At 71.8% G+C, this 26,107-nt stretch carries 24 protein-coding genes and 1 tRNA gene; 7 read left to right on the top strand and 18 right to left on the bottom strand.

The genetic code is table 11. The features are described 5' to 3' along the window. Positions 1 to 237: 237 nt before the first annotated feature. The 12 genes from VLK66_RS16910 to VLK66_RS16965 form a co-directional block, all read right to left on the bottom strand. A tRNA-Ile gene (locus tag VLK66_RS16910) sits at positions 238 to 310 on the bottom strand. A 131-nt stretch (positions 311 to 441) separates the two neighbouring features. Continuing rightward, on the bottom strand, positions 442 to 3,162 hold the full coding sequence (locus tag VLK66_RS16915; protein ID WP_325310630.1) for a DUF5916 domain-containing protein: 2,721 nt from the start codon (positions 3,160 to 3,162) through the stop codon (positions 442 to 444). A gap of 315 nt (positions 3,163 to 3,477) precedes the next feature. Continuing rightward, on the bottom strand, positions 3,478 to 4,119 hold the full coding sequence (upp, locus tag VLK66_RS16920) for a uracil phosphoribosyltransferase (RefSeq protein WP_325310631.1): 642 nt from the start codon (positions 4,117 to 4,119) through the stop codon (positions 3,478 to 3,480). 430 nt (positions 4,120 to 4,549) lie between these two features. Next, positions 4,550 to 7,303, bottom strand: a complete 2,754-nt coding sequence (locus VLK66_RS16925) for a DUF5916 domain-containing protein (protein WP_325310632.1) — start codon at positions 7,301 to 7,303, stop codon at positions 4,550 to 4,552. Between the two features lie 71 nt (positions 7,304 to 7,374). Next, complete coding sequence (locus tag VLK66_RS16930) at positions 7,375 to 9,501, bottom strand: M56 family metallopeptidase (RefSeq protein ID WP_325310633.1); 2,127 nt, start codon at positions 9,499 to 9,501, stop codon at positions 7,375 to 7,377. Then, entirely contained in the window at positions 9,501 to 9,902 is a 402-nt protein-coding gene (locus VLK66_RS16935; RefSeq protein WP_325310634.1) for a BlaI/MecI/CopY family transcriptional regulator, read from the bottom strand. Before VLK66_RS16935 ends, VLK66_RS16930 begins: the two co-directional genes overlap by 1 nt. A 366-nt stretch (positions 9,903 to 10,268) precedes the next feature. Next, positions 10,269 to 10,781, bottom strand: a complete 513-nt coding sequence (locus VLK66_RS16940) for a Fur family transcriptional regulator (RefSeq protein ID WP_325310635.1) — start codon at positions 10,779 to 10,781, stop codon at positions 10,269 to 10,271. A gap of 64 nt (positions 10,782 to 10,845) precedes the next feature. Beyond that, the gene (locus VLK66_RS16945; protein WP_325310636.1) at positions 10,846 to 11,289 is read right to left on the bottom strand and encodes a hypothetical protein; all 444 of its coding nucleotides are present in this window, start codon (positions 11,287 to 11,289) and stop codon (positions 10,846 to 10,848) included. Between the two features lie 31 nt (positions 11,290 to 11,320). Continuing rightward, positions 11,321 to 12,082, bottom strand: a complete 762-nt coding sequence (locus VLK66_RS16950; RefSeq protein ID WP_325310637.1) for a TonB-dependent receptor — start codon at positions 12,080 to 12,082, stop codon at positions 11,321 to 11,323. Then, positions 12,082 to 12,984: a carboxypeptidase-like regulatory domain-containing protein gene (locus VLK66_RS16955; protein ID WP_325310638.1), complete on the bottom strand. Its 903-nt coding sequence runs from the start codon at positions 12,982 to 12,984 to the stop codon at positions 12,082 to 12,084. The genes VLK66_RS16950 and VLK66_RS16955 overlap by 1 nt, the downstream gene beginning before the upstream one ends. Before the next feature lie 375 nt (positions 12,985 to 13,359). After that, positions 13,360 to 14,469 (bottom strand): hypothetical protein, encoded by a 1,110-nt coding sequence (locus VLK66_RS16960; RefSeq protein ID WP_325310639.1) that lies wholly within the window; start codon positions 14,467 to 14,469, stop codon positions 13,360 to 13,362. A 276-nt stretch (positions 14,470 to 14,745) separates the two neighbouring features. Beyond that, complete coding sequence (locus VLK66_RS16965; protein WP_325310640.1) at positions 14,746 to 15,243, bottom strand: hypothetical protein; 498 nt, start codon at positions 15,241 to 15,243, stop codon at positions 14,746 to 14,748. Positions 15,244 to 15,464: 221 nt separating this feature from the next. Between VLK66_RS16965 and VLK66_RS16970 the strand changes: the two genes are divergently transcribed. Continuing rightward, entirely contained in the window at positions 15,465 to 15,707 is a 243-nt protein-coding gene (locus VLK66_RS16970; protein WP_325310641.1) for a hypothetical protein, read from the top strand. Positions 15,708 to 15,767: 60 nt separating this feature from the next. Here the strand turns inward: VLK66_RS16970 and trpD are convergent, their stop codons facing one another. Both trpD and VLK66_RS16980 read right to left on the bottom strand, forming a co-directional pair. Further along, positions 15,768 to 16,811 carry an anthranilate phosphoribosyltransferase gene (trpD, locus tag VLK66_RS16975; RefSeq protein ID WP_414676494.1) on the bottom strand — a complete coding sequence of 348 codons (1,044 nt, stop codon included), beginning with the start codon at positions 16,809 to 16,811 and terminating at the stop codon, positions 15,768 to 15,770. A gap of 2 nt (positions 16,812 to 16,813) precedes the next feature. Beyond that, a complete protein-coding gene (locus tag VLK66_RS16980) occupies positions 16,814 to 18,019 on the bottom strand; it encodes a GAF domain-containing protein (protein WP_325310643.1) in 1,206 nt (401 codons plus the stop codon). A gap of 212 nt (positions 18,020 to 18,231) precedes the next feature. Here VLK66_RS16980 and truA point away from each other — a divergent pair, with 212 nt between their 5' ends. The 6 genes from truA to VLK66_RS17010 all read left to right on the top strand — a co-directional run bounded on the left by truA (position 18,232) and on the right by VLK66_RS17010 (position 23,922). Continuing rightward, positions 18,232 to 19,044 carry a tRNA pseudouridine(38-40) synthase TruA gene (truA, locus tag VLK66_RS16985; protein ID WP_325310644.1) on the top strand — a complete coding sequence of 271 codons (813 nt, stop codon included), beginning with the start codon at positions 18,232 to 18,234 and terminating at the stop codon, positions 19,042 to 19,044. Positions 19,045 to 19,051: 7 nt separating this feature from the next. Beyond that, positions 19,052 to 19,603: a CbrC family protein gene (locus VLK66_RS16990; protein ID WP_325310645.1), complete on the top strand. Its 552-nt coding sequence runs from the start codon at positions 19,052 to 19,054 to the stop codon at positions 19,601 to 19,603. A 56-nt stretch (positions 19,604 to 19,659) separates the two neighbouring features. Continuing rightward, positions 19,660 to 20,055, top strand: a complete 396-nt coding sequence (locus tag VLK66_RS16995; RefSeq protein WP_325310646.1) for a VOC family protein — start codon at positions 19,660 to 19,662, stop codon at positions 20,053 to 20,055. 36 nt (positions 20,056 to 20,091) lie between these two features. Then, a complete protein-coding gene (purB, locus tag VLK66_RS17000; protein ID WP_325310647.1) occupies positions 20,092 to 21,528 on the top strand; it encodes an adenylosuccinate lyase in 1,437 nt (478 codons plus the stop codon). 74 nt (positions 21,529 to 21,602) lie between these two features. Then, positions 21,603 to 22,154, top strand: coding sequence for a restriction endonuclease (locus tag VLK66_RS17005; protein ID WP_325310648.1), 552 nt, complete (start codon positions 21,603 to 21,605; stop codon positions 22,152 to 22,154). Between the two features lie 226 nt (positions 22,155 to 22,380). Further along, on the top strand, positions 22,381 to 23,922 hold the full coding sequence (locus tag VLK66_RS17010; protein WP_325310649.1) for a carboxypeptidase M32: 1,542 nt from the start codon (positions 22,381 to 22,383) through the stop codon (positions 23,920 to 23,922). Positions 23,923 to 24,023: 101 nt separating this feature from the next. Here the strand turns inward: VLK66_RS17010 and VLK66_RS17015 are convergent, their stop codons facing one another. The 4 genes from VLK66_RS17015 to VLK66_RS17030 all read right to left on the bottom strand — a co-directional run bounded on the left by VLK66_RS17015 (position 24,024) and on the right by VLK66_RS17030 (position 25,985). Continuing rightward, positions 24,024 to 24,497, bottom strand: a complete 474-nt coding sequence (locus tag VLK66_RS17015; protein ID WP_325310650.1) for a hypothetical protein — start codon at positions 24,495 to 24,497, stop codon at positions 24,024 to 24,026. Next, positions 24,494 to 24,919, bottom strand: coding sequence for a TonB-dependent receptor plug domain-containing protein (locus VLK66_RS17020; protein WP_325310651.1), 426 nt, complete (start codon positions 24,917 to 24,919; stop codon positions 24,494 to 24,496). The genes VLK66_RS17015 and VLK66_RS17020 overlap by 4 nt, the downstream gene beginning before the upstream one ends. Then, on the bottom strand, positions 24,916 to 25,305 hold the full coding sequence (locus VLK66_RS17025; protein ID WP_325310652.1) for a hypothetical protein: 390 nt from the start codon (positions 25,303 to 25,305) through the stop codon (positions 24,916 to 24,918). Before VLK66_RS17025 ends, VLK66_RS17020 begins: the two co-directional genes overlap by 4 nt. A gap of 125 nt (positions 25,306 to 25,430) precedes the next feature. Beyond that, on the bottom strand, positions 25,431 to 25,985 hold the full coding sequence (locus VLK66_RS17030) for a TonB-dependent receptor plug domain-containing protein (RefSeq protein WP_325310653.1): 555 nt from the start codon (positions 25,983 to 25,985) through the stop codon (positions 25,431 to 25,433). Between the last annotated feature and the right edge of the window lie 122 nt (positions 25,986 to 26,107).

The following is a 26,107-nucleotide window of genomic DNA, read 5'->3' on the forward strand; positions in this document are numbered from 1 at the left end:
TGCCCGCCGACCTCGCCGCGCTGAAGGAGCGTGTGGCCACGATCCTTCGCAACTACTCCAACGAAACTCTCGCCTCCATCACCGGCTACGAGTACCTGCGGAACATCTATTCTGCACAATCAGCTTAAGGAAATGGTATAAGGCCATTGACTTACCCCTGATGCACCGTGCCTCACCGCGGATCCTGCGAATATAAAAAACAGCCCCGGTTCACTCGGATGAGCGAACCGGGGGCAGTGGGCCCACCAGGATTCGAACCTGGGACCAAGGGATTATGAGTCCCCTGCTCTAACCGCTGAGCTATGGGCCCGAACGACGGATTTGCGCTCGGAATATGATGTTCACCGCATCCCCGGTCAACGCTTTGGCCCGGGAATGGACAGGGCGGCGCCGGGTCGATTCCCCCGCGCCGCCCTTGTTCCCTCCCCTATCCCCTGTCCCCTATCTCCCGATGTAGTAGCTCGCCTTGATCACGAACACGTTGTCGGGGTGCTCGCGGAAGATCGCGCCGGCGTCGCGGCGCAGGGCGAAGTCGCCGAAGCCTTCGCTGGCGCTGCGCTGCTGCTGCCACACGAAGAAGAGCGTGCTCCCCGGCCGGTACTCCCACCGCAGCACCGCGCTGCCGCGGAGCGAGCGAAAGTTGAAGTCCGGGTTGCCGAAGGTGAACGGCGCCGTCGACGGATCGCCGTCCGCGTCCAGCACGTACACGCTGTCGCTCCCCGCCGCGTCGTGCAGCACCGAGATCCGGTCGCCGAACGGCGTCTTGGCCAGGCCGCGCGGCGCGGTGAACTCCTTGAAGTCGTGGTACTCGCCCGAGCTCACGAACGGCTGCGCAAACATCTCCAGGCTGAGCGTGGGGGTGAAGGTCACGTTCAGCCGCGTGTCCATCGAGAACGTCTGCTGCGAGAGCCCCGCGAACACCGCGCGCCGCCCGAAGAACGCCACCGCCGAGGGATCGCTGAACGCGGTCACGTACTGCGCCGCGATCTCGGCCCGCGACCAGGCGGGCGCCACCGAGAGCTGGATGTTGCTGGCGGGACGGTAGCGCACGGAGAAGTTGGCGCCCTCGTCGTGCCCGCCGTCGCCGCGGGTGCCGCGGAACACGTCGAAGCCGAACACCGTCCGCTTGCGCCCGTCGGTGCCGATGTTCCAGTCGAAGTAGCGCTGGTCCGCCCGCCGCACCGTGGCGCCGCCGCGCGTCAGCCGCTCGTCGTACACCTCGGGGCGGTACTGCGCGTAGAACCCCATCCCCCAGTAGTTGGGCAGCGTCATCGAGCCGGAGAGGTGGACCTGCGCGTCGTTCACGTCGCCGCCGAAGGTCTGCTGCCGCTGCCCGCCCACCGTCACCCACAGCTCGCGGAAGATGCGGTTCGGCTTGGTCCAGTAGCCGTTCAGGTTGGCCAGCGTCCAGATGTAGTCGGCCCGGGTGAGGAACGCCATGTCGTTCACCTCGAAGCCGGGGCTGCGGTAGTTCGCCTGCGCCTCCCAGCGGATCGTCCCCGCCTCCTTGGCCATGCGCAGGTAGCCGCCGTAGCCGCGCAGCGCGGTGGCGGAAGGATCATAGGCGTTGGAGAAGAAGCCGTTCGACCCCTGGTCGCGGTCGGGGCGCTGAAAGTAGCGCGCGGACGAGCGCTGCAGGCGCAGGATGGCCAGCGAGTCGCCCTGCACGTTGCTCAGGGCGAAGTTGCCCTGCAGCCGGTAGGTGTGGCGGCGGAAGTAGGCGTTCCAGTCCACCCCCACCGCCTCGGCGTGCGAGGGAAGCTGCTGGCGCAGCGAGTCGTACCCGAAGCTGCGGGTGACCGAGGTGGCGATGGCGCCGAAGCTCAGGTTGCCGCCGTTCAGCGTCTGCCGCACGCGGCCCACGAAGTAGTTGGTGAGCGGCTCCACCTCGCGCTCCAGCGTCTGCCCCTCGGTGTCCACCAGCCGCGCGTGGCCGGCGCCGGTCACCGCCTCGAACGCGCCGAACTCCAGCCCGCCGCGGAAGCGGCCGGTGAGCTTGGCCGCGCCCAGGATGCCGGTGTTCTGCGGCCGGTCCACGAAGCGCGTGTCCATCGGCAGCGCCCCCTGCGGCGCCCGGCCGATGCGGCGCGAGTAGAACAGCGACAGGCTGCTCACGTTGCTGCAGGTGAAGCAGCTGAACGATCCGAATCCGAGCAGGCCGCTGCCTTCGACGAAGAAGGGGCGCTTCTCGGCGAACGAGGTCTCGAAGGCGGAAAGGTTCACCACCGCGGGGTCCACCTCCACCTGGCCGAAGTCGGGGTTGATGGTGGCCGACAGGGTGAGGTTGGAGCCCAGCAGCGCCTTGATGTCGGCGCCCACGCGCACGTCGTAGGCGCTGGCGTCCTGGAAGGGGCTTCCCGGCTGGCTGGGGCGCACGTACGAGGCGCGCGCCACGGTGTAGGGCATGATCTCCCACCCGCCCGGCTTGCGGGTGATGCGCAGGTCGGTGAGATGGCCGAAGCGCGACGGGCCGCCGGGCTCGTTCTGGCTCACGAACGACCACTGGCTCAGCTCGTTGCGACGCTCCACGAAGCGCTTGATCTGCAATCCCCAGGTCTGCACCGAGTCGCGGGTGAACTTCAGCTGCGACCAGGGGATGCGGAACTCCGCCGTCCACCCGGCCGAGTCGATCTTCGTGGCGCCCTCCCAGATGGGGTCCCACGCGGGGTCGGCGCTGGGCGAGGCCTGGCCGGCGTCCCACTTCACCCCGCTGGGGTTGAGCTGGATGATGGTGATGCCGGAGTGGTCGTGGTAGGTGTCGAAGTCCAGCTCCAGCCAGTCGCCGCCGCCTTCCTGGTCGCGCCGGGTGAGGCTGGTGCGCACCCCGGCCGCCCCCAGCGAGTCGTGCATCCGCGCGCCGATGTACAGCGCGTCGTCGTCGTAGGCGAAGCGCACCTCGGTGTTCTGCGACGCCGGCCGCCCCTCGTCGGGCCGCTGCTGGCGGAAGCCGGTGGCCGCGGGGGCGCTCGCCCAGACGCCCTCGTCCAGCACGCCGTCCACCTGCACCGGCGAGGTGCGCGGCACGGCGTGCACGGTGGGCGCGCCGGCATGCGACCCGTGCTCGGGCGGTGCCGCGGGCCCGGCCTGCGCGGCGAGCGTGGCGGCGGACGCCAGGGAGAGCGCGAGCCCGAATGCCGTCGAGGCGAGGGGGCGGAGGTTCATCGGGAGGACTTGGTGGGAGGACGGCGCGGTGCTGCGAACGTCCGGTTGGACGGCGCGAACGGCGGGAAGGTTTGCAGAGAGATCGGGATAGGACGAAATGGGAGGAAGATGGTGCTGATATGAGTGCTGAGTGCTGAGTGCTGAGTGCTGAGTGCTGAGTGCTGAGTGCTGAGTGCTGAGTGCTCGACGATGTCACTCCTGAGAATATATCTGACCAGGAATAGTCGCGGCGGCCCGTGCGCTTGCCCTGGCCGCCGCGTTCACCGACCTCCGCAGTTCCGTACTTTCGTACTTCCCGTACTCTCGTACTTCGGTCTACTTCGTCCCGAACAGCCGGTCCCCCGCGTCGCCCAGGCCGGGGAGGATGTAGCCGACGTCGTTCAGCTCGCGGTCCAGCGCGGCGGCGTAGACGTGCACGTCGGGATGGTCCTCCAGCATGCGCTGCACGCCCTCGGGGGCGGCCACCATGCACAGCATCCGCACGCGCTTGGCGCCCTGCCGCTTCAGCGAGGTGACCGCGGCGGAGGCGCTGCCGCCCGTGGCCAGCATGGGGTCGAGCACCAGGAAGTCGCGGGACTCGGCGTCCGCGGGGATCTTGAAGTAGTAGTCCACCGGCTGCAGCGTGTCGTGGTCGCGGTACAGGCCGATGTGCCCCACGCGCACGCCGGGCATCAGCCGCACCACGCCATCCACCATCCCCAGCCCCGCGCGGAGGATGGGGACCACGGTGAGCTTCTTCCCCGCCACCTGCCGCGCGGTCATCCGCTCCAGCGGCGTCTCCACCTCGACCTCGGCCAGCGGCAGGTCCTTGGTCACCTCGTACGCCATCAGCATGGCGATCTCGTCGACCAGCTCCTTGAACTTCTTCTTCGACGTCTCCTTGTCGCGCAGGAAGGAGAGCTTGTGCTGGATCAGCGGATGATCGACGACGGTGAGGTTCGGAAAGGTCGGGCTCACGGGCTCCTCCGGACGGATGGGCTGCACGGGCGGGCGTGAAGCTACCGTCTTTCGCGCGGAGGACAAGTGCGCGGGGATAACGGGAGTGCGGGAGTGCGGGAGTGCGGGAGTGCGATGGGATTGGTGAGCCGCGCGTTATCCGTGCTGATCCGGGCGTGGTGCGCGCCGCCGGGCCCTCTCCCCGCGCCTGAGAGCGCTCGCCCTCTCCCGTTCCGGGCGAGGGGGGCTGCCCGGCACGGGCGCACCCTGCAGCCTCTGGTCACGCCAATGCTTCCCCGTGCCGGTGATGCTTGAAAGCTACCTCTCCCGGTACGGGAGAGGTGGACGGCCTCGGCCGGCCGGAGAGGGCGCGATGCCCCGGCAACGCGCAGACGTCAGTCCCACACCCTCCCCGACGCACTCACGCACTCACGCACTTCTGCACTTCCGTTCACCGGCCGATCCAGTAGCTCGCCTTGATGACGATCACGTTGTCGGGACGCTCCCGGAAGATCTCGCCCAGTTCGCGGTCGAGCCCGGGATCGGACCGGAGCGCGGAACTGCTCCGCTCCTGCTGCCACACCACGAACAGCGTGCTGCCCGGGCGGAATTCCCAGCGGATCACCGCATTCCCGCGCAGCGAGCGCACGTCGAAGTCCGGGTTGTCGAACTCGAAGTCCGGGGTGGCGGCGTTCCGGTCCGGGTCCAGGCGGTAGCGCGACGGCCGCCCGCTCTCGTCGCGCGCGGCCACGCGAAGCTGCAGCGAATCGAACTCCGCGCGCTCGCCGCTGCGGGGGCGCACGTACTCCTGGAAGCGCCCGAATCTTCCGCTGGAAACGAACGGCTCGGCGAAGAGCTCCAGCGTCAGCTGCGGGGTGAACGTCCAGCTCACCCGCGTGACCATCGACACGGTCGTCTGGAGCATGTCGCCGAACACCGCGCGGCGGCCGAAGAACGCGGTGGCGGAGGGATCAACGAACGCCTGCACGTACTGGCCGCGGTCGTGAAGCCGCGTGTACGCCGGGCCGGCGGAGAGCTGGACGTTCGCCGCCGGCTTCACGCGCACCGAGGCGTTGAGGGTCGTGATCGTGCTCCCGTCCCCGAAGTCCTGGTACGATGGGCTCACGCTCGCCACCACGGCGCGCCGTCCGTCGGTGCCGAGCCTGGGGCCCACGTACCAGCTGGACGCGCGGCGGACCACGGCCCCGCCCCGGGTCATCCGGTCGTCGTACACCGCGGGGCGGTAGCGGGCGTAGAGGCTGGCGGTCCAGTAGTTCGGCAGCTGGCCGGCGAAGGACTGGTGGAACTGCAGGTCGGTCCGGTCGCCGTCGTAGTTGAACTGCTGCTGCGCCCCCGCGATCCAGGTGAGGCTCCGGTACCACGCGCCCGGCGTGGTCCACAGCCGCATCACGTTCGCGTTCATCCACACGTAGTCGGCACGCTGCAGGAACGCCAGGTCGTTCACCTCGAACCCGGGGCTGCGGAAGTTGACCATCGCGTCCCAGCGCCAGGGGCCCTGGTCGCGGCTCGCGCGCAGGTATCCGCCGTAGCCGCGCAGCCGCCCCGCCGAGGTGTCGTACCGGTTCGAGAAGACCGCGTTGCCGCCGCCCTCGCGGTCCGGGCGCTGGAAGTAGCGCGCACTCGAGCGCTGCAGCCGCGCGACGGCGAGCGAGTCGCCGGCCACGCTGGAGAGCACGAAGGTGCCGATCAGCCGGTACGTCTGGTCGCGCGTGGCCACCGACCAGTCGGCCCCGACGGCCTCGGCGTGACCGGGGAGCGCCTCCCGCAGCGCGCTGTCGCCGGCCTCGAAGCGGCGGACCACGGAGGTGCCCATCACCCCCCAGGTGGCCAGGCCCCCGCGCGTGGTCCGCCGCACCCGCCCCACCAGGTAGTTGCCGAGCGGCTCCACGGGCACCCGGGTCGCGGGGCCCACGTCCGGGTCCTCCACGCGCGCCACCTCGCGGCGGGTGACGGCGTCCAGGAAGCCGATCTGCCAGCCGGCGGCGGTGCGGCCGGTGAGCTTGGCCGCGCCCAGCAGCCGGGTGTCGCGCGGCACGTCGCGGTAGACGTACCGCTCCGGCACCTCCCCCTGCGGCGCGCGGCCGATCCGCCGCGAGTAGAACAGGTTCATCCCCGCCGCATTGCTGCAGCTGTAGCACTCGAAGCCGCCGAAGAACAGGATCCCGCTCCCTTCCACGAAAAACGGGCGCTTCTCCTCGAAATAGCTCTCGAAGGCCGACAGGTTCACCACGGCCGGGTCCTGCTCCACCTCGCCGAAGTCGGGGTTCAGGGTGGCCGACAGCGTCAGGCTGCTTCCCAGCAGCATCCGCAGGTCGGCGCCGATCCGGGCCTGGTAGCGGCTCCCGTCCTGGAAGGGGCTCCCGGGCTGCGTGGGGGCCGCGTAGCTGGCGCGGGTGAGCGCGTACGGCATGATCTCCACCCCGCCCGGGCGGCTCCGCACCCGGACGCCCTCCAGGTGGCCGAAGCGCTGCGGCCCGCCCGTCTCCTGGCGCCCCCAGAACGACCACATGCTCAGCTCGTCCAGGCGCTCCACGTAGCGCCACGCCTGCATCCCCCAGGTCTGCAAGCTGTCGCGCGGAAAGCGCAGCTGGCTCCAGGGGATGCGCGCCTCCGCCGTCCACCCCAGCGAGTCCACCCGCGCGGCATACTCCCACACCGGGTCCCACGAGGGGTCCGCCCCCGGCGACGCCTGCCCCGCGTCGCCCTTCACCCCCGACGGGTTCAGGGTGAAGACGGTCCGGCCGGCGTGGTCGTGGAACGTGTCGAACACGAGCTGCAGGTAGTCGCCCTCGGTGATCTGGTCGCGGCGCGCCAGGCGGGTCCGCACCCCCGCGGCGCCCAGCGAATCGTGCATCCGCGCGCCGATGTAGAGCGCCTCGTCGTCGTACAGGAAGCGCAGCTCGGTGCGCTGCGTGGCGGGCAGTCCCTCGGCGGGCCGGAACTGCCGGAAGCCGGTGGCGGGCACCGCGGCGCTCCACGCCGCGTCCCCCAGGGCTCCGTCCAGCGCGATGGGACCGGTGCGTGCGGCGGCGACCGCCCGCGGCGCGCCGGAGTGGGCCGCCGTCTGCGCCAGGGCGGGACGGACGAGCGTCAGGAGAAGTACGGCGACCACCGCACCGGTGCCGCGGCCGGCGGAGGCGCGCGGCGGCGCCGCGGGAGTGCTGGATGACATCATCTTCATCATACGAAGAATTTCGTAGATACGGACGCGGAGATGCCCGACGGCGCGCGTGCCGCCCGGGCATCTCTCCGGGTTCAGCGGCTCCGGGAAAGCTCCGCCGCGAGCTCCGCCGCCAGCCGCGCGGATTCGCCACCCCCCCGCCCCGACCGGGGGAGGTACACCACGAACGAATACCGCGCCGCGCCGGTGCGGTCGAAGGCGAGGCCCGCGAACCAGCCGTCGCCGGCGCCGCCCGCGCGGGGAGCCGTTCCGGTCTTCCCCCCCAGCGTCCAGCCGGTGCCGGCGAGGGCCCGGTCCGCCCCGCGCGCCGTCCCCCGCCGGACCACGTCGAGCATGGCCTCCCGCAGCAGCGCGGCGGTGCGGGCGGTGAGCACCCGCTGGGGAGCCGCGGGCGCCAGCGCCGCCGCGCGCTCCACGGTGGGCGCCAGCATCAGCCCGCCGTTCCCGATCGCCTGGACGAAGCGCGACAGGTGCAGCGGCGTCACGTTGACCTGCTCCGCGCCCAGCGCCACGCCGGCCCAGTCCTCCGGTGCGTCCAGCCGCACGCCGACCCGCTCGGGGCTCATGGGCTCGCGGAAGCCGCCGGAGGTGGTGGCCCAGAACGACTCGTCGCGCCCCGCCGCGGCGGTGTCCGCGGCCTCCGCCGTGGGAAAGCCCGCGCGGGCCAGTTCCCTCCTCAGGCCCTCCGCGCCGAGCCGGTCCCTCAGCCCCAGCGCCATCCGCGCCGCCGCCGTGTTGCACGACTGCACGAGCATGCCGTGCACCCCGCTGCCGCGGGTTTCGGTGATGGGGGACCCGTTGCGGATCGTCCGCCCACCGGCGGAGAGCCGCGCGCTGCACCGGACCGGGGCGTCGCCGAGCCCCTGGTCCCACCAGATCCCCGCCAGCACCAGCTTCCACACGGAGCCGGGCGCCGTGCCGCGGCCGGCCTCGGTCCCGGCCGCGGAGTTGGCGAGCACGGCGCCGGTCGCCACGTCCTGCACGATCACCACGCCGCCATCCGCGCGCCCCGAGAGCGCCCGGCCGGCCAGGGCGGCGAGCTCCGCGCAGAGCGTGCTCCCCGGTTCCGCCGGCGTGCATCCGCGCGTTGGCGCCGGGGCCGCATGCCGCGGCGCGGGCACCTGCGCCCCGGCCGCACCCGCGCGCCGGGCGGGGAGGAGCGCCACGGCGCCCAGCAGCAACAGCACGCCCAGCGCGGGGAGACGCGGCGCCCGCCGTGGCGCGGCCGCGCGCGCCTCCACCAGGCGCAGCACCCGGGCGAGCAGCCCGGAGCCGTCGGCGGCCAGCGCCAGCACCGGGCGCGCCGAGCGGACCTGCTCCATCCCGGCCAGGGCCTCCACGTAGTCGCGGACCCCTTCCAGCCGGGCGACCGCATCGTCGCAGCAGAACTCGCGTTCCTGCCGGATCCGCCGCGACACCCACCACGCCGCGGGGTGATGGAACAGCGCGATCTCGGCGGCGGCCTGGAGCAGGTTCACCAGGGTGTCGTGGCGGCGGACGTGCACCAGCTCGTGCAGGATCAGCAGCTCGATCTGGCGGGGGGTGAGGCCGGTGAGGGCGCTCAGCGGCAGGAGCACCACCGGCCGCAGCCAGCCGGCCACGGTGGGCACCCCCACCGCCACCGAGGTCAGCAGACGCACGGGACGGGAGATCCGCAGCCGCCGGCGCAGCCGCTCCGCCGCGGCCAGCAGCCACTCCGGCGGGGGCGCCACCCCCACCCGCACCATCCGCCGCACCTGCAGCCAGGCGGCGCCCAGGCGCAGCGAGAAGAGGAGCACGCCCGCCCCCCACAGTGCCACCAGCGCCGGCAGCGCGCGCTCGATCCCGCGCACGGCCTGCCCCCACGCGGCCCGCGCGCCGAGCACCGCCACCCCCGTGGGAGCGATCGGGACGAGGGGCGCGGCAGCCCCGGGGGCATCGCCCGCCGGCGCGGAAGCAACGTCCAGTGCGGCGGGGCGAGCCGGCTCTCCGGCGGCGGCGCCGCCCGGGAGCGACGCGCGCGACGCGGCCACCCACGCCGTGCCGCCCAGCCCGCCCAGCATCAGCAGCAGCGCCCCGCAGCTGAGCCAGTAGCGCGTCGGCGCGGCCGCCCGCGGCACGATGGCCAGCACCAGGCGCAGGGCCGCCCACACCAGGAAGCACTGCCACAGCGAGTGGACGATGGCCCACCCCAGGGCGTACAGGAGCACGTCGCCCGACATCAGCCCTCCTCTTCCGGCCGATCGCCGGTGCCGAGCGTGTCCAGCAGGGCACGGATTTGCGCGAGCTCGGCGGGCGAGGCCAGCTGCGGCGACAGCGCCTGCAGCACCAGCTGGTGCGCCGAGCCGCCGAACGCGCGCTCCACCAGGTCGGCCACCAGCCGGCGCTGCGTGGACTCGGGCGGCACGGCCGCCGCGTACACGTGGGTGCGGTTCGTCTCGTCGCGGATCACCAGGCCCTTGGCGTGCATGATCTGCAGGAGCTTCAGCGCGGTCGTGTAGCCCGTGTCGCCGCCGCCGGGAAGGGCGTCGAGCACCTCGCGAACCGTGCTCGGGCCGCGCTGCCACAGCACCCGGAGCAGCCGCAGCTCGCCCTCGGTGGGAAGTGGGGGTTCGTGGGTCATCCGCGGTTCTCCGACGGTCGCCAGTGAATTCGGGTGCAAGGAAGAACTCCCGCGACCACCAGAATACGAAGGCCCTCGTAGGAAGTCAATACGAAGGCATTCGTATGCTCCATGCTACTGGCTCGACCCGCGCCCGCTCCAGAAGTGATAGGAATTTCGGGGAGATGAATCGGTGCGTCCGACCAGCTCACGTGCTACCGCGCCCACAGATCCTTCGGCCTGAACGGTGCTGTGGCGATGCGAGTTGCGGTGTGGCCGGCCTCAGGATGACGTCGGCGGGGGCGCGGAAACAGGAACCGGGTATGAGAAACGCGGACGGAGCGACATCGCCCCGTCCGCGTCTCGTCTTTCCCATCTCCCTGCCAGCTATGCGACTTCCAGCGCCGGGCAGGCCAGGCCCTCGTACTTGATGGTCACGCCCTTCTCCTGGCAGGCGGCGCAGAGGCCGTAGATCTCCAGCCGGTGGCGCGTGGGGAGGAAGCCGTGCGTGGCGGCCACCTCGTCCTGGATGCGCTGCACCTCGGGGCGCTCGAACTCCACCACCGTGCGGCAGTGGGTGCACACCAGGTGCTCGTGCAGCGGCTGGTGCCCGAACAGGTGCTCGTAGCGCTTGAAGCCGTCGCCGAAGTCGTGGTCCTCCACCAGGCCGCTGCGCACCAGGATCTCCATGGTGCGGTAGATGGTGGCCTTGCCGATCCGCTCGCCGCGCTCCTTCAGCCGCGCCTCGATCTCCTCCACCGACAGGTGCTCCTGCGAGGTGAACACCACGTCGGCCACCACCTCGCGCTGCAGCGTAACCGGCAGCCCCTGCTGGCGCAGGTAGCGCCGGAAGAGCGGGAGATAGGGCGAACTGGGCGCGGGCGCGGCGTGGGCGGACATCGAGTCTCCTGTCACGTGCGGGCCACCCCGCGAGGCAATCTGGATCATCCTTAAACGATAATCATTATCGATTGGACGCGTCAACCGCCGTGTTCGAGCCGAGCTCCACCAGCAGCGCGTGCCAGGCCTCCGCGTCGCCGTCCAGCTCGCGCACGTCGGGAGCATCCCCCTCCCCCTCCAGCCGCCGCACCACGCCGTCCACGATGCGGTTCACGCGGTCGGGCGGCACCGTCCCCTGCTCGTCCAGCGTGTCGGTGCGGGCCATCTTCCCCCCCTTCCCCGCCTCCGCCTCGTAGCGCAGCGTCCAGATGGTCCGCCGCGCGTCGGCCGGGTCCTCGGCGGTCACCACGAGCACGGCCAGGCCGCTCTCCTTCGCGCCCACGCGGCGGGGGGGGAAGATCCACACCTGCGCCACCCGTTCGGCGGGAAAGAGCGGGGCCACCCGGGCCAGCGCGGCGCCCAGGTGGGGGTTCTGCGTGTCCTTGGCATTGGGGACGGGAGGAAGCATCCGGCCGTTCAGGGGCGGGGGATGGGGCGCGTCACTGCGTCCGCGTATGCAGCACGATCACCCCGCATCCCGCGTTGGAGCCGCTGTACTCGGGGGGCACCACGTGGAGATACACCTCCACCGCGTCCAGCTCGTGGATGGCCACGATGTCCAGCGAGGGGGTGCGCAGCAGCACGCCGTCCAGGTACACCTCCGCCACGCACCGCTGCCCCAGGGAGCTGGGGTCGGCCCCGCTCCCGCCCTGCAGCATGGCCACCGCGCCGCCCGAGCCGTACAGGATGCGCACGCCGGGGACCTTTCCCAGCAGGTCGGACAGCCGCCGCGCGCGCGAGCGCTCGATCTGCCCGCGGGAGATGAGGATCCCGGTGCCGCGGGTCCGGCCGAAGGCGCGGGAGATGGCGTTGCCGGGCCCGTCGTCGGGCTGCGTCTCGGCGGTGATCTCGGGGAGCTCCACGGCCGATGCGTCCATCAGCACCTCCAGCTCCAGCGTCTGCCCGGTGCTGACCTCCACCTGCGGCTGCATGGTGCGCCGCCCCATCATCTCCACCTCGATCACGTGCGTTCCCGCCGGCAGCCCTTCCAGCAGCACGCGGCCGCTGGAGTCGCTCACGCCGGCCGCGCCGCCGTCCACGCGCACGCTGGCACCGGCCAGGGGCGCGCCGGTCTCGGCGTCGCTCACCACCAGCTCCACCGCGCCGCCGGCCTGCGCGCGCGCCGGCGCGGCGGCCAGCAGCAGCGCCGCGGCGACCGACGAGAGCAGGCGGAGGTGCGCGGAAAGAGGGCGCAGGAACATCACGGGCCGGGCTTGGAAAGGGAGTGCGATGAATGCTTGGGCGCGGGCTGCTTCCCCATCACCCGCGCCGCCTTGGGCGCGAGTGGGCGGGGGCGCGCCTTCTCCGTGCGGCCGGGGCCGCGGAGGGTGCGCGGCTTGGGCGCGGCCGCCGGGCCGCCGCGGGTGCGGATCACCACCACGCCGCACGACGCGCGGACGCCCCCGTACTCGGCCGGAACGTTGCCGGGGAAGAGGACCACGTCCTCCACCTCGGAGATCGGGAAGAGGTCGGGCGTCTCCAGCGCGGCGAAGCGGATGCCGTCCACGTAGTACTCCGGCGCGCAGTCCGGCGGCTCCAGCCCGCCCCCCGGCGCCGGGCGGAGCGCCGCGAAGGTGCGGCGGAAGCGCAGGACGGGCCCGTGCGGCCCCTGCACCAGCTCCACCTCGGGCGCGTCCCGCAGCACGCCGCTCAGCGTGGGCGACTTGCTGCGGTCCAGGTCGTCGCGGGTGAACTTCTTTCCCGTCCCCGCCAGCGTGGGGCGGCCGTGCGGCGAAGCCTTGTCGCGCGGCACCGTGGCGGCCAGGCCGGGAAGGCGGATGGCGTCCGGCTGCAGCCCCACCTCCAGCTCGGCCACGCCGCCGGGGGGCACCATCATTCCCAGCGCCACGGCGCGGCGGCCCAGGAGCGTCACCTTCAGCGCGTGCCAGCCGGGGGCGATCCCCTGCACGCGCACCCGCCCGTCCGGGCCCGTCGTGCCGCGGCGGACGCCGTCCACCTTGGCCGCGGCGCGGGCCAGCGGGACGCCCTCGGGATCGGTCACCTTCAGCACCAGCACGCCCGTCTCCTGTGCGTGCGCGCGGCGCGGCGTCACGGCCAGCGTGAGCGCGAGCAGGCAGGCGAGGATGGTGCGGGATGAAGGCATGATGCAGGGCTCTGAGGCGGGAAACGTCTCCCTGCAATTTCTAACCGATCGGAGCCGGGGACAAGCCACCGAGAGTGCGAGAGTGCGAGAGTGCGAGAGTGCGAGAGTGCGAGAGTGCGAGAGTGCGAGAGTGCGAGAGTGCGAGAGTGCGAGAGTGCGAGAGTGCGATCGAAGGCTCGGGCGGTCCGGTGCGGGGCGAAAGGCCGAGGCGGCCGTCGACGCGTTGCCGGACGCACCGAAATCTCACCCATCATCGATCCAATGTCCGCGAAGGCGGACTGCGTGCCGTTGTAGCCGCGAGTTCACTCGCATTTTCCCACGGCGATGCCCGTCACCCCGCACTCAATGCACTTCCGCACTTCCGCACTTCCGCACTCAGGCGACCGCGGCTGGCTGCCGGCTCGCGGCCTCGATCTCCACGTAGTGCCGCAGCACGTGCAGGAAGTCCTGCGCGTTGGTGATCACGCCGAACGCCTGGTGCGTGCCCCGGTCCTTCAGCTTGCTGACCACGAACTCCGAGCTGTCCACGCAGATGGTGGTCAGCGGCCGCACCTCGCCCGTGTCTTCGCGGTAGACGTACGACGGGAGCATGTTGCCGGTGGCGATGGAGTGCAGCGCGGTGGCGATCATGATGACGCCCGTGGCCCGGCGCGTGTGCACCTTCATGGCCTCCTGCCCCGCCACCACGTCGGTGATGGTGTCCGGCAGCGGCCCGTCGTCGCGGATGGAGCCGGTGAGCACGTAGGGAACGCCGCTGGTGACCAGCGCGTGCATGATCCCCGTCTCGATGATCCCCTGCTCCACCGCCGCCCGGATCGACCCCGCCGCGCGGACGCGGTTGATGGCGCGCATGTGGAAGGCGTGGCCCCCCTCCACCGGCACGCCGCGGCCGTTCATCCCCAGCGTGGTGCCCATCGTGGCCGCCTCGATGTCGTGCACCGCCACCGCGTTGCCGCCGAAGAGCACGCCCACGTAGCCGTTGTTGACGAACCACGCCAGCGTGTCGCGCCCGCGCGAGTGCAGCACCGCCGGGCCCACCACCCAGATGAAGTGCCCCCCGCGCTCCCTCTCGTCCACCAGGATGCGCGCCATCTCGGGGTAGTCGGTGGGCTTCTCGCGGCTGACTTCCGACGACATGAACTTGAACTCGCCCTCGGGCCCCATGTCGGGGTCGCCCATCAGCCCGCTGGCGTGGACGTAGATCCCCTCCGCGCCGTCCTCGGCGAACCCCATGGCCACCATCTGCCCGCGGCGGACGTAGCGCCCCTCCAGCACGCGGGGAACGTTGTCCGGGTCCAGCACCAGCGCCGAGTCCATGCGCGGATCGCGCGGCAGCTTCCACTCGCCGCCCACGCGCACGTACGTCGGCAGGTTGGTGGTGGAGAAGAAGCCTTCCGGGAGCACGCCGTCGGCCGGCGCGGCCTGGAAGCGGGCGTCGGGCGCGTTCTGGAACCGCGGGTGCGAGAAGTCGGGCTGGCGGTACATGCGTTCGGAAGCCGGGGAGATTCGGGGCGATGGAGGGAAGTGCGAAGCCCTGAGTGCCAAGTCCTGAGTCCCAAGTCCCAAGTGTCAGGTCCTGGGGATTCGATGGATCCGGGCCGCATTCCGTCTCGCCGATGGCGGGAAGCTAGCGGGGGGCGGGCCGAGGTTCAACCCGGCCCGCGAACCCTTTCGCCGCATCCGCGCGGATGCGATCAGATCCCTTTCCACGGACGGCTGGAAAGGGATCTGGGGAGATGCGTCGCGACCGATCGGGCCGCGTCAGGTCGGGCGCTCGAACGCGAACGGCTGCGGGTTGCCGTCGATGGTGAGCGTCCCCGTCAGTCGGCCGCCCTCCAGCCGGCCGACGTACTGCTCGCGCACCCCCGTGTCGCGGACGATCGCGAGCCGGAGCGTGCCGTCGCGGAAGGTGCCGGTGATGGTGGTGTTTCCCGACCGGCCGCCCTCCATCATGAACGTCCCCGTCCCCGTGACGTTCTCGCCGCTGACGGCCAGCGTCATCGTCTCCAGGAAGCGGATCGGCATCTCGCGATGCACCCACGCGCCCGCCACGCCGGCCGGCACCGGCTGCGTCACCGGCGGAGGCGCCGGCGGCTGCGGGGCTGGCGGCTGCGGGGTCGGCGGCTGGGGAGCCGGTGGCGGCGGCTGCGTGGGGTTCGTCACCGGCGGGGCGCTCTTCTGGCACGTCGCCGCCGCCAGCGCGAGGAACGCCACGGTCGGCAGCACGCGGCCGGCGCGGATCAGTCGCTTCATCGTCATCGTCCCATCTCCCCCAGGATTGTTGGCCCGAGCCGATGCTACCCATCTGCGGCGGAATGTGTCCTCCACCCGCCGGATATGATACATCGATGGCGCCAAATGGACACGTCCGGTCGCATCAGCGGCCGCTGAGGAGCGACACATCCCGCCAGAGTTGACGCCTTCTCGCGGACGCTGTTTACTTCGCGGAGCCAGCGATCTCACCCGCGCCCGAGGCCGTGATGAACGACCGGAGCGAGAACGAACTCGACAGGATCGACATCGTCTGCTGTACCGTCATTCTCGCGGCCGCGGCTTTCGTGCTCTATGCCCTGGCGAAGTCGGAGTTTGCGCTTGCCTGGCGGGGCAATGGTGTCGCCGCCATCGCCACGTTCTTCAAGATCCGCTCGTCGCGCGAGCGCTCCAGGCGGTGGCACCGGGCGCAGCAGCAAAACAGCGGGGAGCGCGCGAACGATGAGGCATAGCCGCTCGTCGCCCAAAGATTCGAGCCCCGCGGGTCAGGCGACCCGCGGGGCTCGTTGCGTTCAGGCGGCCGGCGCGGCGGCTCGCAACTCCTCCAGCTTGGCCCATCCCGCGCCCGCGGCGAGCGCCTCCTCCGCGGCGCGGACGCCGTCGACCAGCGTGGGGGCGAGGCCGGCGCAGTAGAGGGCGGCGCCGGCGTTCAGCACCACCGCGGCGCGCGCCGCCCCGGCGATGCGGCCGCGGAGAACGCCTTCCACCTTCTCCGCGTTCTCACGCCGGTCGCCGCCCGCCAGCCCGCCGGGGTCGAAGCGCTCCCATCCCAGCTCGGCGGCGGGGTCGAAGGTGCGGCGCTCCCAGCGGCCGTCCATCACCTCGATCACCTCCGACATTCCCAGCGGACTCAGCTCGTCCAGCCCCGGCTGGCCGTGGACGACCAGCGCGCGGTCGTGCCCCAGCTCGGCCAGCGCGCCGGCGATCAGCTCCAGCAGCGCCGGATCGGAGACGCCGACCACCTGGCGGCGCGCGCCGGCGGGGTTCGTCACCGGGCCCAGCACGTTCATGATGGTCGGCATCCCCAGCTCGCGGCGGATGGGCCCCACGTGCTTCATCGCGGGGTGGTGCAGCGGCGCGAACATGAAGACGATCCCGGTCCGCTCCAGCACCCGCGCCTCCTCGTCGGGCGACAGCTCCAGCCGCACGCCCAGCGCCTCGAGCACGTCGGCGCTCCCGCACTGGCTGGTGAACGAGCGGTTGCCGTGCTTGGCCACGCGCGCCCCCGCCCCAGCGGCCAGCAGCGCCGCGGCGGTGGAGATGTTGAAGGTGGTCATCGCCCCGCCGCCGGTGCCGCAGGTGTCCACCAGCCCGGCCGCGTCCGCGGGGACGGGAACCATCGCCCGGCGCAGCGCCCGCACGCCGCCCGCCACCTCGCTCGGCACGGCGCCGCGCACGCGGATGGCGACCAGGAGCGCGGCCATCTGCACCGGCGTCGCCCGCCCTTCCATCACCTCGCTGAACGCGGCCTCGGCCTCGGCGGCGGTGAGCGGGCGGAGCGTGGCGTGGCGGATCAGCGCGCCCAGGTCCGGCGCCGCGAGCGCGTCATCCCCCACGCTCACGCCGCCAGCCCCGCGAACAGGCGGTCGTTCAGCCCCGCGTGGTCGGCCAGCAGCCCCACGCAGAGCGCGACTAGGCGGAGCTGCTCCACCTCGTAGTCGTCCACCGTGCCCGCGCGGAAGTTGCTCAGGTTCAGCACCCCCAGCAGCCGCCCGCGGCAGAGGAGCGGGAGCGAGACGAAGGCCGGGCCCGTGTACCACGCGTCGCGCATCAGCGGGTGGGTGACGCCCTCGTCGGGGTCGCGCACCACCAGCGGCATGCGCGAGCTTGCCACGGCGCCGCTGATCCCCCGCCCCAGGGGAATGCGCACCCGGTCGGAGTCGATCATCGGCGGGAGGCCCACGGCCGCGCAGAGGCGCAGCTCGGGGGCGCCGCCGTGCTCGTCGATGAGCAGGAGCGAGCAGCGGCTCCCGCCGAACGCCTCGGAAACGGTCTTCACCACCTCGTCGGCCAGCTCGGCGGGGCCCATGCCGTGGGCGCTGCGCTCCAGCAGCTTGCGCAGGAGGTAGAGGACGCGCGTCTGCCGCTGGTGGCGCTGGGCGCGGCGGTCGATCTCCACGTGCGCCTCCATCAGCATCTCGGTGGCGCTGGCGGCGGCCTGCTCCAGCGCCTCCATCCGCGCGCGCATGCTTTCCACGTCGCGGCGCGCCTCGGCCACGTCGCGCGGCTGCGCGGGCGCCTGCGCCAGCGAGCGCAGGGCGTGCGCGCGCGCCGCCTCGGCCTCCTGCCGCTCGCGCAGCAGGAGCGCGCGGGAAAGGCAGAGCTCCAGCACGTCGCCGCCGGCGTCCATCGAGTCGTCGCTCCGGCGCGCCAGCATCCGGCGCCGCGGCTCGGCCACCACGAACACGCCCAGCCAGCGGCCGTCGTGGGCCACGGCGCGGGCGCGCACCCAGTGCTTCTCGGGCTCGATCCCCGGGAGCAGGTCCTTCAGCACCCAGGCGGCGGCGCTGTCCACGGGGCGCAGCGGGCGGTCGCCGCCGGCGTCGTCGGCCAGCAGCGCGTGCAGGCGGGCGGGCTCCAGCTCCAGCCGGGCCTCGTCCACCCCGCCCTCCCCGGCGGCGGACCAGCGGCGCACCAGCACCGCGGCGCCGTCGTCGTACGCCGCGTAGGCTACGCGGCGGCCGCCGTGCGCCAGCACGGGGAGGAGTCGCTGGAGCACGGTTTCGTCGTCGACCGCGTCGTGCAGGCGGACCAGCAGGTTCATCTTGGAACTGCAGGGGACAGGGGACAGGGAACAGGGGACAGGGAACGGCCGGCGACGGGCACGCCGGCGAGTCCTCCTGCGGACCCTCATCTCTCGTTGTGAGCGGAGGTTGAAGGGTATGCTGCCGCGCCCCGGCTGTCAACGCGCGCAAAGCCCTTTGGGGACGCGGAATTTGCTTGACAGCACGCGCGCCGCCGGGCAGGTTGTCGCGCGTGAACGAACCCGCCCTCCACCGCATCCGCCTGACCCTGCACTACGACGGGCGCGCCTTCCACGGCTGGCAGGTGCAGCCCGAGCAGCGCACCGTGCAGGGCGAGCTGGAGCGCGTCGTCGCCAAGCTCACCAACCGCCCCGCGCAGGTCGTGGGCAGCGGCCGCACCGACAGCGGCGTGCACGCCACCGGGCAGGTGGCGGCCACCGACGTGCCCGAGCGGTGGACGGCGCACGCGCTGCGCCGGGCGATGAACGCGCTCCTTCCCGACGACGTGTGGGTGGCCGACGCGGTGCTCGCGCCGCCCTTCTTCCACCCCCGGTACGACGCCACTTCGCGCTCGTACGTCTACCGCATCGGGCTGGCGCAGCACGCCGACAGCCCGTTCCACGCGCCCTGGTGCTGGCCGCTGCTGCGCCCCGTCGACCTCGGGGGGATGGAGCACGCGGCGGAGATGATCGTCGGCGACCACTCGTTCAAGGCGTTCGCCAAGGCGGGGCAGGAGGAGCGCGGCGACCGCTGCACCGTGACCGAGGCGCGCTGGGCGCCGTGGGAGGGGCTGGGGCTGGAGTTCCACGTGAGCGCCAACCGCTTCCTGCACCACATGGTGCGCTACCTGGTGGGGACGATGGTGGACGTCGGGCTCGGCGAGCGCCCGGCGGGCGACATGGCCGACCTGCTGGACGGCGCGCCGGGGCTGGAGACGAGCCCGCCTGCGCCGCCCGAGGGGCTGTTCCTGGCCGCTGTCACCTACCCGTCCGACGCCGGCACCACGCCGCCGCCGAAGCGTCCGCGCCTGCGGCTGATGGAGTGAGGTCCCCATGCCGGACGAAGCGCTTCCCCGCTTCCCCTACCACCCCGATCCGCTCGGCACCGGTTCCGTCGCACAGTCGGCGGCGGCGTGCCGGTGCTGCGGTCGTGCCCGTGGCTACATCTACACGGGGCCCGCATACGCCCGTGACGACCTGGACGACGCGCTCTGCCCCTGGTGCATCGCCGACGGCTCTGCGTCGAAGCGCTTCGACGCCGAGTTCACCGACGCTGCCGGGATCGGCGGCTATGGCCGGTGGCCGACGGTCTCTCCCGAGGTGATCGAGGAAGTCAGCCGCCGGACGCCCGGCTTCATGGGGTGGCAGCAGGAGCAATGGTGGACGTGCTGCGATGACGCGGGCGAGTTCCTGGGGCGAGGGGGCTACGCCGAGCTGTCGCAGCGGTGGTCCGGGGCGATCCCGGAGATCCGGAAGGAAAGCGGCATCGAGGACGCCGGCTGGGAGCCGTACCTGCGCGCGCTCGATCGCGACGACGCTCCCACGGCCTACGTGTTCCGCTGCCGGCACTGCGGCCGGCTGGGCGGATACAGCGACACCCCCTGACCCCCACGGCGGCCGGCGTCGTGGGAGACGGCAGCGGGAGACGCACGGAGGAGACGATGGCGAACAGCGTTCGACCGTTCCTGATGTTCGAGGGTAAGGCCGAGGAGGCGATGAATTTCTACGTCTCCCTGATTCCGGGGAGCGAGATCACGCGCATCTCCCGCTACGGCCCGGGACAGCCCGGCGCCGAGGGGTCGGTGATGATGGCCGAGGTCTCCATCGCCGGGCAGACGGTGATGTGCACCGACAGCGTGATCGAGCACGGCTTCACCTTCACCCCGGCCTCGTCGTTCTTCGTGGAATGCGAGAGCGACGAGGAGATCCGGCGCCTCGCCGCCGCGCTGGCCGAGGGCGGCGCCGAGCTGATGCCGCTGGGCGACTACGGCTTCAGCCGCCAGTTCGCGTGGGTGAACGACCGCTTCGGCGTCTCCTGGCAGCTGAACCTGTCGTAGCGTCCGCCCCGAATCGACACCACCAGATCCGGAACGATGGCATCCGATCGATATTCCAACCCGCTCACGGAGCGGTACGCGTCCGCGGAGATGAGCCGCATCTTCTCCGCGGACTTCAAGTTCGGCACCTGGCGGCGGCTCTGGCTGGCGCTGGCCGAGGCCGAGCGCGAGCTGGGGCTGCCCATCCCCGACGAAGCGGTCGAGGCCATCCGCGCGCACCTGGACGACTTCGACCTGCGCCGCGCCGCCGAGCTGGAACGCCAGCTCCGCCACGACGTGATGGCGCACGTCCATCACCTGGGCGAGCAGGCGCCCGGCGCGCGTGCCATCATCCACCTGGGCGCCACCAGCGCCTACGTGGGCGACAACACCGACCTCATCCAGCACCGCGAGGCGCTGAAGCTGGTCGCCCGCCGCATCGCCGCCGTGGTCGCCGCGCTGGCGGACTTCGCGCGGCGGTATCGCGATCTCCCCACCCTCGGCTTCACGCACTTCCAGCCCGCGCAGCCCACCACGGTCGGCAAGCGCGCCACGCTCTGGATCCAGGACCTCCTCCTCGACCTCGAGGAAGTCGAATTCCGCATCGCCACGATGCGCTTCCGCGGGGTGCGGGGGACCACGGGGACGCAGGCCAGCTTCATGGACCTGTTCGAGGGCGACGGCGCGCAGGTGGAGCGCCTCAACCGCCTGGTGGCGAAGAAGATGGGCTTCGAGCAGGTGTACGGCGTCACCGGACAGACGTACACGCGCAAGACGGACTACGCCTGCCTGGCGACGCTGGCGGGCGTGGGCCAGAGCGCCAGCAAGTTCGCCAACGACGTGCGGCTGCTCTCGCACCTCAAGGAGGTGGAGGAGCCGTTCGAGGAGCACCAGATCGGCAGCTCGGCGATGCCCTACAAGCGCAACCCCATGCGCTGCGAGCGGATCAACGCGCTGGCCCGCCACGCCATCGTGCTGTCGATGGACCCCGCCTTCACCGCCGCGCAGCAGTGGTTCGAGCGCACGCTGGACGACAGCGCCAACAAGCGCATCGCCGTCCCCGAAGCCTATCTCGCCATCGACAGCGTGCTGCTGCTGATGCACAACGTGGCGGGGGGGATGGTGGTGTATCCGGAGATGATCCGCCGCCGGCTGATGGAAGAGCTGCCGTTCATGGCCACCGAGAACCTGATGATGCGCGCGGCGAAGCGGGGCGGCGACCGGCAGGACCTGCACGAGCGCGTGCGGGTGCACAGCATCGAGGCCGGGCAGCAGGTGAAGCAGCACGGCCGCCCCAACGACCTGATGGACCGCATCGCCGGAGACGCGGCGTTCGGCGTCACCCGCGCGGAGCTGGACGAGGACCTGCGCCCGGAGCTGTACGTGGGCCGCGCCCCCGAGCAGGTGGACGAGTTCCTGGAGGAGTGGGTCGCCCCCGCCCTCGCCCGCTACCCCGAGGCCGCGCGCGACGCCGCGCCGGAGCTGCGGGTTTGACCTTCTCGCCAGGCGAACCTCCAGCGAGCCGCCGGAATTCCTCGGCCAACAGGGGCACGGCCTTCGAGCTGGCCGTGAAAGCGCTGATAGAAGCGGAACTGCACGAAGGGAATCTGGGGCTGGATCCAGCGTGCGCGACGGTCTTCCACCAGAAGGGGTACCGGTCGCTTCAGCGGGGCTCCGACATCGTGGTGGACCTGGCGATCGAACTCCGTATGAAGGGCGCGAGCGATCCGTATCTGGTCTGGGTGTGGGAGTGCAAGGGCTACACGCACCCCGTTCGGGTAGACGACATCGAGGAGTTTCACGCGAAGCTGCAGCAGATCGGCGCGGACCGGACCAAGGGAACCGTGGTCACCCGGTCGACGTTCCAGAAAAGCGCCGTCAGGTTCGCGAAGGCGAACGGAATCGGTCTGGCCCGCGCCGTTCCCGGCACCGGGCTGGACCACGTGATGTACCACGGACTTCCACCCACCCAGGAAGAACTTGCGGCGGGATTGATCGCCGGAGAGAGCCCCGATGGCGGAGCGGAATTCTACGGCTTGTGCCTGGACGGCCGGTTCACCGGCGACTTTGCGGAGTTCCTCGAGTCCGGCCTTCCCCCGGAGATGGTTTCGGAGGAGTGATGCCCAGCATGAGGGATGCGCGCCCGGAGGGCCGGGAACCCGCCGCGCCTGGATCGATGCCGGGGATCGCGGCTGATCCTATGCGCGGCGGGGGCCCGGCGCGGTTGGGCACAGCGGTACCGTGCCCTACCGCGCGCGCAGCCCGGCCCGGAGCGCAGCGGAGGGACATGCCCGCACCCCGCTTTTCAAGCTTTTCCGACGGAGATGAACGGATGAAGGAGAACGGATGAGCGAACAGACGGACGTGGCCGCCCCGCACCCCGCCTACGACGAGCTGCGCCGGCTGCTGCGCGAGGCGGCCACGCTGCAGTCCGCCAGCAGCATCATCGGGTGGGACCAGGAGACGCACATGCCGCCCGCCGCCGCGCCGCTGCGCGCCGAGCAGATGGCCGTGCTGTCGTCGCTGATCCACGAGCGGCGCACCAGCCCGCGCATCGGCGAGCTGCTGGCGCGGTGCGAGGGCGACCCGTCGCTCGGCGCCGACCCGGGCGCCGCCGCCAACCTGCGCGAGATTCGCCGCGACTTCGACCGCCACACCCGCATGCCGGGCGACCTGGTGCGCGAGATGGCCGAGACCTCGTCGCGTGCGATGCACGTGTGGCGCGACGCGCGCGAGCGGAACGACTTCGCCGCGTTCGCGCCGTGGCTCGAGAAGATCGTCGTCCTGACGCAGCGCTCGGCCGAGGCGCTGGGGTGGCCCGAGGGCGGGGTGATGTACGACGCGCTGCTGGACCAGTTCGAGCCGGGGATGACCACCGCCGAGATCACGCGCACCTTCCAGGCGCTGCGCGGCGGGCTGGCGCCGCTGATCCGCGCGGTGGCCGATTCGGGCGTGCAGCCGGACGTGTCGTGGCAGCGCACGCCCATCTCCATTGCGAAGCAGGAGGCGTTCAACCTGGACGTGGTCCGGCGGATGGGGTTCGACATGGACGCGGGGCGGCTGGACGTGTCGGCGCACCCGTTCTGCGACGGCATTGGCCCGGGCGACACGCGGCTGACCACGCGCTACGCCGAGGACCAGTTCCCCAGCGCGCTCAGCAGCACCATGCACGAGACCGGGCACGCGCTGTACGAGCAGAACCTGCCCAAGGGCGGGCACTTCGGCGAGCCGCTGGCCGAGGCGGCGAGCACCGGCATCCACGAGAGCCAGTCGCGGATGTGGGAGAACCTGGTGGGCCGCTCGCACCCGTTCTGGGAGTGGGCGCTCCCCGCCATCCGCCAGTCGTTCGGCCCGTCCGCGCTGGATTCAGTGGACGTGGATGCGGCGTACCGGTCGATGAACGTCGTCGAGCCGAACCTGATCCGCATCGAGAGCGACGAGGCCACGTACAACCTGCACATCATGCTGCGCTTCGACCTGGAGCGCGCGATGCTCTCCGGCGAGCTGCCGGTGCGCGACCTGCCGGCGGCGTGGAACGAGCGCATCCGCGCGGACCTGGGGCTGGAGGTGCCCGACGACGCGCGCGGGTGCATGCAGGACATCCACTGGTCGATGGGCGCGTTCGGCTACTTTCCCACCTACACGCTGGGGAACCTGTACGCGGCGCAGTTCTGGGCCACGCTGCGCCGGGCTCTTCCGTCGCTGGACGACGACCTGCGGCGCGGGGAGTTCGGCGGGCTGCTGGGGTGGCTGAAGGAGAACGTGCACGCGCACGGCCGCCGATTCACCGCGCCGGAGCTGTGCGAGCGCATCACCGGGGCGCGGCTGAGCCACGAGCCGCTGCTGCGCTACCTCGAGGCCAAGGTGCGGCCGGTCTACGGGCTCTGAGCGTTTCCGCGGCATCGCGGATCTCACGCGGAGACCCGGAGGAGACACGAGCGCGAACCCCTCGTCCGGGTGGCCGGGCGAGGGGTTCGTTGCGTTCGTGGCTACGGCGTCCGCTCCGCCGCGACGTCCAGAATCGGCGTCGGGCGCGGGGGGATGGGGATGCCGATGCATTCGCCCAGCCTCTGCCCGAAGTCGCAGGGCGGGGTCCGGATGACGACGACGCTGTCGTAGTCGCCCGGCCCGAAGCGGTCGCCCACCTCCGCGCGGGTGAAGACGATGGCCGCGGCCACGCCCCGCCTGCGGATGCGCGGATCGTCGCGCCGGAGATGGACCACGCGGCCGTCCAGCACCACGCGCGGATTGCGCACGAATTCCCGCGGCCCGTCGACGATCAGCCCGTCGACGATGCCGAGCGAATCCCGCAGTCCGGTCGCCGTCGCGGTCACCTGCACCGCGGAGAGCCGCTCGGCGGCGGTGGTGGGCCGCACCTGCGCGGGCGCGGGCGCCACGGCGCGGTCCGGCGCGCACCCCGCCGCCGTGCACATGAGCAGGACAGCGGCGGCCCCGCGCTTCATCGCTCGTCGTGCTTCAGGGTGATCAGGACGACGCCGTGCTCGGCCGCCGCACCGTAGCGTCCAACCGCATCCATCCCCTTGATGACCTCGATCGCCTCGACCTGCTCCGGACGGATGTTCATCGCGGCGATGTCGTTGCCGGGAACCGGTTTTCCGTCGACGAAATAGAGCGGGGACGGTCCGGGTGGGGCAGGACCGACGGGCCGGGACCGGATGTACACTCCGGTTGACCCGGGCGGCAGCACGAAACCCTGAACTCTCGTAGCCAGCAATTCGGTCAGTGGCGAGACGATGACGGGCGGCGGCGCCACGCGGGCCGGCGCGCTCGCGAGCACGGTCGGCGCGCGGCGCGGCGTGGCGTTCGAAGCGCAGGCGGTAAATCCGAACACGAGCGCGGCGGCGCAGGCGCGGAGGACGCTCATCGGGGCTTCAGCGTGATCAGCACCACGCCGTTGGACGCGGCCGCGCCGTAAAGCGCCACTGCGGATGGACCGTTCATCATCCCGAGGTCCGCGATCGACCCCGCATCGATGTTCAGCGCGTGGAACTCGGCGTGGGATACCGGGCGGCCGTTCACGACGAAGAGCGGCTCGCTGCCGAGGGAGATGCTGCCGCCGCAGCGAATTCGTATCACCGCGCCAGGAGTCGCGCCGCGGACCGCGCGGATCGGCGAAGCCGGGGAGTCCACCAGATCCAGGACCGGCGCTGGCCGCACCTCGGCTGGCATGGCCGCCGTGACGCCATCTGCGGCGCAGGCAGCGGCCGGAAGCACCAGAGCGGCGATGGCCATCACGCGAAAACGATTCATCCTATTTCGTCTCTCGGAAGATTCGGCATGTCCTGAACACAACGCGCGGGACGCCTCCACCCTGACGCACGAAAACCCCTCGCCGGAAGCCGGCGAGGGGTTCGTGTGCGCGTCGCCGCGCCGGGTCAGAGGCTGTCGTCCACGCGCTTCGTGCGGACCACGACCACGCCCTCGGCCGCGCGGTCGCCGTACTGCTGCACGGCGGCTGCGCCCTTCAGCACCTGGATGTCGAGGATGTCGTCGGCCGCGATGTCCTGGAGCGTGGCGGCCGGGACCGCGCGGCCGTCCACCATCACCAGCACGTCACCGGTGATGGCGTTGCTGCCGCGGATGCGGATCTGTCCCTCGCGCTGCACCACGGCGTCGTGGCCGCCGCGGGCCGCGGCTTCCTTCGTGGTGACGATGATCACCCCGTTGGCCGCGGCGTCACCGTACATCTCCACCGCGCGCGTGCCCTTCACGATCTCCACGTTGGCGATGCGGTCCGGATCGATGTCGCGTCCGCCGCTGGTCAGGATGTGTCCGTCGACCACGAAGAGCGGCTGCGCGGAACTCCCATGCTCCGTCACCCGCAGGCTGCGCGCGGACGGCTGCTGCGGCGCGGTCATGCGGTCGGGCGCGCACCCGCCGCTCACGAGCACGAACACGCCGGCGAACGCCAGACGATTCACTTTCACCATCAAACCCTCCGCGATTGTGGGTGTGAGCCCCGGATCGGTCTCCGTGACCAGTGAACGCGCCGGAGCGGTGCCGTATGACAACGGGGAGATGAGGAGGAGATGAGGCGCGCCGTCGAGACGAA

The organism is Longimicrobium sp., assembly GCF_035474595.1.
GTDB lineage: Bacteria > Gemmatimonadota > Gemmatimonadetes > Longimicrobiales > Longimicrobiaceae > Longimicrobium.